The sequence below is a fragment of the Paraburkholderia ribeironis genome (assembly GCF_900019265.1).
Classification (GTDB): Bacteria; Pseudomonadota; Gammaproteobacteria; order Burkholderiales; family Burkholderiaceae; genus Paraburkholderia; species Paraburkholderia ribeironis.
The window spans coordinates 539-7997 of sequence record NZ_CYGX02000147.1 but is presented as its reverse complement, the minus strand read 5'-3'; the positions used below and the strand labels follow the sequence as shown (position 1 = coordinate 7997).

The following is a 7459-nucleotide window of genomic DNA, read 5'->3' as shown; positions in this document are numbered from 1 at the left end:
GAAACGCGCAACCAGTTGCCGGAAAGAAAATCAGATCGATATTGTTTCTGGGAGTTCGACAACCAACGAACTTCTTCCGATCACGTGCTGCAACTGGCTCTGCGCAGTTCTGAAGGGGCGACTACGTAAACGTCCGAATCTTGACAGCACCCCATTCAGGCCACCAGCAGAACTGGTGGCCCGGAGCATCCTCTACGACGGGCGCCTTGAAGGCGCGGCGCCTGCAATCCACGCGACACGGCACGGAAAAGGTTTCGCAACTGCGTTCAGGCGGCGCTTTCATACGGGTCCAGTACTGATCGCAACGCCCGGCAGTTCATCACCATTGCGATTACGCCGCGAACACCACTGCCAACACGTTCGGCCGATCTTGTTCCGCGGGAATCGACGATTCACTTGCGTCTGGCACCAGCCTTCCAAAGCACGTCCTCATACTGCGCGAGCGCGAGCTTGAACGGCTCGAGCTTTGCAACGAGATCCTGCAGCTTCCCGTCGTTGCCCCTTTGTAGAACTTCATGAGCTGCTTTTTGGAGTTCGTCCATCGTTTGGCTCAGGCGCGGCGCCCAGGATGACTGGCTGCGCGCGGAAATCGCCGTGCGCGCCTTTGTGAGCATGGTCAACTGGGTCTCAAAGTACCGCCCCATATACTTCCAGCCAGCCGTATCCAGCCTCTCTGCCCGCGCTTCAATTGTTTGTGCGGAATTCCGGAGGCCAGCATAGGCCTCTTCGGCTCCACGCAGTGCGTCGTACTTGGCACTGGTGACGGGCCCTCGCTTCGAGGTCTTCAATGCGGGGTTGTGCCTTCCCGCATGTCCGAGTTCGTTGTCAGCGGCGCGCGCCAGTTGCCCGTTCATCGTCACGTGCCGGGGCCGATACGGCGCGCCGCGAATTTCGAACAGGATGAGACCATTGCGCTCGTCGACCCCCATCGCGCCCATCCCGTAGTCGGTAGACAGGTCTCCACTATGCAACGGATACCCGACCGGCGGCGACAGCAAGTCCTTCTGCAAGGGTCCCTCCTGCCGCCCCTCTATGATCGACGTCAACCAATCCTTGATGGTCGGACCAGCTTGCCGGTGGTTAGGGTTTCGGTCGGCCAGATTATAGGGCTTTGCGAACACCAACTGATCCGGGTCGCTCATGTGCAGCGCTTCCATCATCATCGGAACCCGCGTGGGCGAGTCCTTCAATGGCACAAGGAGGGTGCGCAAGGCCTCCTGCTCGTGAGGCGATAGCAGTTTGGAGAACGCAGCACAAAAGTCGCTGCGCGCCATCATGCGAAAGAAGATATGTACCGTGCCGTCCGCAGGGAGCTTCGCTTGTGCGCGCGTGAGGTACATGCTGATGAGCTGGATGAAGGAGCATGCTTTGGGCGGCAAGGGCTCGCCGGTGCGCGCCGCATAAAAGTCGGCAACCGTCCGCGTGTTCTCATAGATCCCCTCTGCCTGTTTCTTCGGCAACAATTCATCGATGAGCATCCCGACATGATCCAGGCCGACGCCATACGTAGCTTGCAAGCGTCCAGGCATGCGCGGATCATTCAACTGCAGGGCAGCGTCGACCTTGGCGTCGCTCACGACGTCTTTCAGCTGAACGGTCATATCGCCAGCGAGCGCCCGGGCGCGAATCGCTGCCGTTAGCGCGGTGATCTCTCTTACCGCCGCGCGCACGTCGTCTTCACTCGCAAGCGGATTCGTTACGAACTCCAGATCGTGCCTGCCGCCGCCGTTGTCATCGCACTCCAGTTTCCAATGAGGACGGTCCAGCAGGATGACACCGCGGCGAAGCGCGTCACCGCCGCCGACCGCTGACACGTCGACGCTCGGAATCTCGATTTCCAGGCCGAATTTCGCTTCGAGCGACGGGCTGAGTTGGGCGGGCGGCTCGCTCCATCGCGCGCTTACTCCGGGTAACTGCACTCGCGGGCGACTAATCTCCCCCTGCATGGTCTCCCTCCTTGGAAGCACCGGCGCTCTCGAGCAACTGCAGGCTTCCCGACGCCAGCGGTCGCCGCTTCGGCGATGGAGGCGAAGCGCTACGTGGGCTGTGTGGCGGAGGCGAATTTTCGCCGGCTGGTTCGGCATAGCTGGGAATGGTCAGTTTCATCGCAGTGGTGGTTCGCGCCGGAGCGCGCTGTTCTCGTGGTGACGCTTGACAACTGGTTGCGGGTTTCTTCCAACTGGCGGAATCGGTTGAAATGGCTGCCGGGCTTGGGTTCTACCCGCCTGACACGAATCGGCTAGCATCCCAATGCTTTGAAGGTCGAAATGGCCGAAAGGCAGTCGTGGCAAGAGATTCCAACGAAATTGAGCGTCGAAGAGTTCGAGCAATCCGCTCAAAGCGAAGCAGCAGACGTCGAAACTTGTCTTCCCAGGCGAAGACGCGCTCGATGGTGCGAAAGCGCTCCTCGAAGATGGCCGCATCGAAAAGCAGCTTGCGACCGCGCTTGACCGTTTTACGTCCACACGGGTTTTCTGGAAACGAGGAAAGCGACAAACCAGATTGATGTTTCGCCCCACGCAAAGTGAATCAATTCTAGACACAAAGACCCGGCAAATTTTTGCTGCAGCTCAACAATGAATCAATGTTTTGATCGAGGACCGGAACGGCAAGGCCGAGTTTCGCAGGAAGCTGGGGAGCAACCGATTGAATTCTTCGCGACGTACGAGGTCTGCACTGTCGTCATGGAAGCGTGCGCCGGCTCTCATCACGTGGTACGAAAGCTGGCGAGGTTGTGCGAAGACGCGCGTTGAATGAAGTGTTCAAAAAAATCGACCCTTCAGATCGCGCTGTATTGGCTGCGCAGCAACTTGGGAAGGGTAAAGCGACAGCCTAAACCTGAGTGCTTTTGCATTTTCACACTGGCTTATATGGACACCGCACGCTTTACAAGTTGATCTTGATTTGGTATGCGAACTGTCTGACCTCGGCCAGCTCGCGCTTGACCCGCGCCAGTTGGGCCTCCACCTCCGTCAGTGGCTTCCGGTGCCGACCGACATCCTTCAGCTTACCGGCCTTCGCCGCGCGCCCCCGGTTTGCCAGCGTCTTGACTGGGATCGACAACTGTCGGGAAGCTTCCGATACCCCAACACCCTCAGTCAACACCAGCTTCACCGCTTCGTCGCGATGCTCCTTCGTATAAACCGCTCGTGGAATTCGATTCATGCATGCCCTCCGTTTCTCGATTTTACGAAACGTTGGCTTCCATTTTTTCCGACCGGCGTCATTTCTCATTGAACAGAAGACTACAGACGCGGAGTGTCGCACTTGCGACACTCCGCGTCTTCATTGTCGCCTTTGTTCGTCGTTGAAAAACGAGGAATATCGATTCGAGCGGTTATCTGGCTGTTGGCACGATCATCGCTGTTGGACCGCCGGACTTTAGAGGCTAGTTCAACACCTTCTGCATTCCGGCAGACGAGACAGCCGCCAATGAGCCAGGAGTGAGTCCGTTCAACGACCCAGCGGAATTTTCCGAGCCCGCTGCCGTACTCACTGCGACGCTTCGCGATGATCGGCTTGAAGAAAGTCGTTGGAGGCTAGCGGGCTGCGCTGGACGCGTTCGTCCGTCCGCTCTTAGCGCAAGCTGCGCAGCACGGTATTGAGCACTCAGCCAGTTCAAGCGGGACTACAAGCGCGAAGCCAATGGCAGCACCGCGTTACGCTCGATGAGGAACTGATGCCCGTCGTGAAAGCCGTGGCTGCGACCAATCGCTGGAGCCGCGTCACCGTGATCACGGACTGACCAGCGGCGCACAGGACAGACAACACTTGCAAAACCCGCCGACGCCGACAGCAGCTTCCAGTGCCTCGCCGGCAAATGCGGCCTTCGCGTTGTGGTCGATCACCAAGTCACAGGGGCAGAAATGACTCCAGACCGTAGCTTTAGCCGCCTCCTCCCGCGTCGCGCGCGCGGGTTTGCCGGCACACTGGCACTGGTGGCCGGCGTGCTGATGCTCGCCGGATGCGGAGGCGGCGACAGCAGTTCCGCATCGTCGGCCACGGATGCGTTGCGCCATGTGAGCGCGAATCAGCAGGACGCTGAGCAACCTCAGGCATCCAACCGGCCTTATGTCGATCCCGTCGCATATTCAATGAACGCAAAGGACGGACTGCCCGCATCGCAGGTAGCCGAAAAGGCGGCCGTCATGCATCACCAATGGAAGTCGGGCAAGACGACGATCAGTTACACGACGACAACGGGGCATCTGACGGCTGCCGACGCAAACGGTAACCCCGAAGCTACGATGTCGTACGTCGCCTACACGGCACCAGGCACCAACGGCGCACCCCGGCCCATCACATTTCTCTATAACGGCGGCCCGGGCTCATCGTCGATCTGGCTGCGCCTCGGTTCGTTCGCACCCACGCGCGTCGCCACGCCTGACCCGTTGCTTACCAACTGGCCGAACTATCCGCTCGTTGATAACGCGGAGAGCCTGATCGACACCACCGATATGGTGTTCATCGATCCACCCGGCACAGGACTCTCGGAAGCAATCCTGCCAAACATCAACCAGCAGTTCTGGGGCTGCGATTCCGACGTCAGTGTCATGCGCGATTTCATCATCCGCTATCTGGCGGCGAACAGCCTCAGCCATTCGCCGGTCTATCTCTATGGCGAATCGTATGGCACGCCGCGCACCGACATGCTCGCACTTGCGCTCGAAACGGCGGATGTGCCTCTGACGGGCATCGTGCTGCAGTCGTCGATCCTGAACTACTTCGCCGACGCAATCGAGGCGGTGGCCATTACGCTCAATACGGAAGGACTGCGGCTCGATACCGATACGCTCGCCGGCTACTACCCGGGTTATGCGGAGGTGGCCGCGTACCACAACCAGGCGTCGCCGCCGCTGATCGATCAGGGACTGTTCGCCTATCAATCGCAGATCTTTGCAACGGGTCAATATCAAGACTTCAGGCAGTACGCGCAGACATGGGTGCTCAGCCAGCTCGGCACTCCCGATGCGCTTGGCACGCCCGTGCTACCGCCCACGCGAACGCTTCAATCCTGGCAATGGCCTTCGGGTCTGACGCTGCAAGCACTGCAGGGCTATTTCAGCATCAACCCGTTCAACACATCGCTGATTCCGGGCACCACGATCGGCCGGTACGACGGGCGCGTGTCGCTGCCCAATTCGGACCCGCGCCTGCAAAACGACCCGGACCCGTCGGACATCCTGATCGCGCAGCCGTTCACAACGGTGCTCGCGACACAGATGCCAGACTACCTGGGCTATACGGCGCCGAATGCGACCTACCTGCCGCTCAATGACCGCATCATCGACGTGTGGGACTTCTCGCATGACGGCGAGCCGCTGCCCGACACGCTGCCCGATCTGCTCGCCGCAATCACGCTCAATCCGCAGTTGAAGATCCTTGCCGAAAACGGCTTTCACGATCTGGCCACGCCGTTTTTCACCACGGAGAAAGAACTCGCGCGTCTGCAAACGGTACGCGGGTTGAACCCGGACCTGCAGGTCAACTTCTTCCAGGGCGGTCATATGACCTATCTGGATGACGTCGCGCGGCCGAAGATGAAGCGTGACCTCGTCAACTACTACGCCGGCCAGCCGGTTCCACTGGCACTATCGCTCTGGACACTGCCGGCGCCATGGCAGGACGAGAGTTCTCCCGGCACGCCGACAGCCACTGCACAGGTGGCGGCCACGCAGTAGCCTCCAACAAAGAAACTGGTCCCCGGTGATCCGGAGATCTCCCGCTCATCTCTTCATGGGGAGTGATCATGTCTCCAGTCGACAAGCTGTGGTGCACGCTCCTGGTCGTCTCTCTGGGTGCCGTGCTCGGCAATGCGCAGGCCGCGACACAGGCCGTGGCGCCCGTCACGCTGCCCAAAGGTGGCCACGGCGTGGACGGTCCATTTTTCCCGGCCCGCCGCGCTGCGGCCGTTGCGCCGTCAACGGGAACGCAATTGCAGCAACAGGCGCAACAGCGGATTGAAGCGCGCATGGGCGCGGCTTCGGTGCTGGGTAACGGTGCGTCGATTACGCGGGCGCAGGCGCAAGGCAGCGGCCTCGGTTATATCGAGAAACATTTCGACGAGATCGACACGACACACTCGGGGCGCGTATCGCTCAATGACGTGCGGCAGTATCTGCAGCAGCAACCGCGTCAATAAAGCGCCGCGCTAGGCGGGTGTTCGCCACACCGATGTTTCTCGCGACTGTCAAACACACCGCGGTCAACAACGCGATGTTGGACGGTTATGGCTTCGTTCACAACGGCGCCTTGGCAATGAACGCGGCACCGCCGACCGAGCCGAACGTGACCAATGAAATTGGTGACCCGCTCGTTGCCCGATCCGTTCGAAGTGTCGAACCAATCCAACACGATTCTCCCGCAGGTCGGCTCCGTCATGGCCGGCATGCCGGACGTGAACTATCGGGTCTGGGATGACGGCAGCGTGGATGCGCTGCAAAAAAAACTCTATGGCTACGATCCGCTCACGCAGCCGAAGCAGGTCCAAGCTGTGAACGACTACCACTACGGCCCGGTCAATGTCGCCACGCAAATCGAAGAAGACAGGAAGCAAGGCTCTGGTGCAAATTTCAATAGCGAGCGAGAAGCAGCGTATTCGCCGCCACCTCATTGAGCGGAAAGAACTGCCTTCCAAATAGCGGGCGCATTGGTATCTTTGAGGCGCAGGTTCGTGAGATCGAATTGCGCTTTGCGAATGCGATGCATCAACTCGATGCTCGAGATCGTGACGGTCGCGTTTCTGAAGCATTTGAAGCCGAGGATCGCGTTGACCCTAGACTTGATAGTTGCGATGATCGTGCTCGATCAGATTGTTCAAGTATTTCGAGGATCGCAACGTCGTGTCTTTGGGCAAGATCCCATCGGCCTTCATTTCGCGCACCGCGCGGTGAGACGCCGCGTAACCGTCCAGCGTGATCGTAGCCGGAGCGCGCCCCTGACTTCTGATCGCCTTCGCGAAGAACGCCTTTGCCGCAGCCACATTTTGCCTGGCGCTGAGTCGAAAATCGACCGTTTTTCCCGCCCGGTCAACTGCGCGGTAAGTGTTCCGTGTAAACGGTTTTGAAGTTGGTGCGTTTGATTAAGGAGTTCAACACAAATGACGCCCGATGAAATGCATCATCAAGCTGAGCAAAGCAGAGAGGCATACCTTGCAACAACTGTCCGTCAATCATCGACATCGAGACATCCGCACACGTGCCGCGGGACTCCTGCTGCTGGGTAATGGATTGAGTGCTCCCAAGGCCGCCGCCGGGCTGGATGTCAGCGCGCAGTCGATCTACAACTGGTCCGGCCTGTGGGAGGAGCAAGGCTTGTGTGGTCTGCTGTCCGGCCATGGCGGCGCTCGTCCTCGTGCGTTGTCCGAAGCCATGCTCGCCACGGCGATGGAGGTTGCGCGTACGGAGTCCATGACGCTCGGACAAATCGCGAAGCGCATCGAAGCCGTGCATGGCGAGCC

5 protein-coding genes and 4 pseudogenes are annotated in these 7459 nt (G+C 59.5%); 5 read left to right on the top strand and 4 right to left on the bottom strand.

Going from position 1 to position 7459, the window contains the following annotated elements; genetic code table 11:
• Nucleotides 1-392: 392 nt before the first annotated feature.
• Complete coding sequence (locus BN2475_RS32545; RefSeq protein ID WP_094783448.1) at nt 393-1946, bottom strand: hypothetical protein; 1554 nt, start codon at nt 1944-1946, stop codon at nt 393-395.
• 634 nt (nt 1947-2580) lie between these two features.
• Between BN2475_RS32545 and BN2475_RS36685 the strand changes: the two are divergent.
• Nucleotides 2581-2729 (top strand): annotated as a pseudogene (locus BN2475_RS36685) (IS110 family transposase); the annotation flags it as partial.
• Between the two features lie 190 nt (nt 2730-2919).
• On the opposite strand, the pseudogene BN2475_RS32530 reads toward BN2475_RS36685, so the two are convergent.
• Together BN2475_RS32530 and BN2475_RS34075 are read right to left on the bottom strand one after the other, a co-directional pair.
• Nucleotides 2920-3165 (bottom strand): annotated as a pseudogene (locus BN2475_RS32530) (transposase); the annotation flags it as partial.
• Nucleotides 3166-3434: 269 nt separating this feature from the next.
• Nucleotides 3435-3521: pseudogene (locus BN2475_RS34075) on the bottom strand (IS5/IS1182 family transposase); the annotation flags it as partial.
• Between the two features lie 345 nt (nt 3522-3866).
• Between BN2475_RS34075 and BN2475_RS32525 the strand changes: the two are divergent.
• The 3 genes from BN2475_RS32525 to BN2475_RS32515 all read left to right on the top strand — a co-directional run bounded on the left by BN2475_RS32525 (nt 3867) and on the right by BN2475_RS32515 (nt 6616).
• Nucleotides 3867-5681, top strand: a complete 1815-nt coding sequence (locus tag BN2475_RS32525; protein WP_094783446.1) for a S10 family serine carboxypeptidase-like protein — start codon at nt 3867-3869, stop codon at nt 5679-5681.
• Between the two features lie 68 nt (nt 5682-5749).
• Nucleotides 5750-6142 (top strand): 2-oxoglutarate dehydrogenase, encoded by a 393-nt coding sequence (locus tag BN2475_RS32520; protein WP_094783445.1) that lies wholly within the window; start codon nt 5750-5752, stop codon nt 6140-6142.
• Between the two features lie 162 nt (nt 6143-6304).
• Nucleotides 6305-6616, top strand: a complete 312-nt coding sequence (locus BN2475_RS32515; RefSeq protein ID WP_143326034.1) for a hypothetical protein — start codon at nt 6305-6307, stop codon at nt 6614-6616.
• Here BN2475_RS32515 and BN2475_RS32510 read toward each other — a convergent pair.
• Nucleotides 6610-7042: pseudogene (locus BN2475_RS32510) on the bottom strand (DDE-type integrase/transposase/recombinase); the annotation flags it as partial. The gene BN2475_RS32515 and the pseudogene BN2475_RS32510 sit on opposite strands and share 7 nt — an antisense overlap.
• A gap of 67 nt (nt 7043-7109) precedes the next feature.
• Here BN2475_RS32510 and BN2475_RS32505 point away from each other — a divergent pair.
• Nucleotides 7110-7459 (top strand): helix-turn-helix domain-containing protein (locus BN2475_RS32505; RefSeq protein ID WP_143326036.1); only part of this gene is annotated, 350 nt, incomplete at its 3' end.

Bases quoted from the DNA above. Each gene is read 5' to 3' on its own strand.
- BN2475_RS32545 (WP_094783448.1), bottom strand. From the start codon at position 1,946: ATGCAGGGGGAGATTAGTCGCCCGCGAGTGCAGTTACCCGGAGTAAGC.
- BN2475_RS32525 (WP_094783446.1), top strand. From the start codon at position 3,867: ATGACTCCAGACCGTAGCTTTAGCCGCCTCCTCCCGCGTCGCGCGCGC.
- BN2475_RS32520 (WP_094783445.1), top strand. From the start codon at position 5,750: ATGTCTCCAGTCGACAAGCTGTGGTGCACGCTCCTGGTCGTCTCTCTG.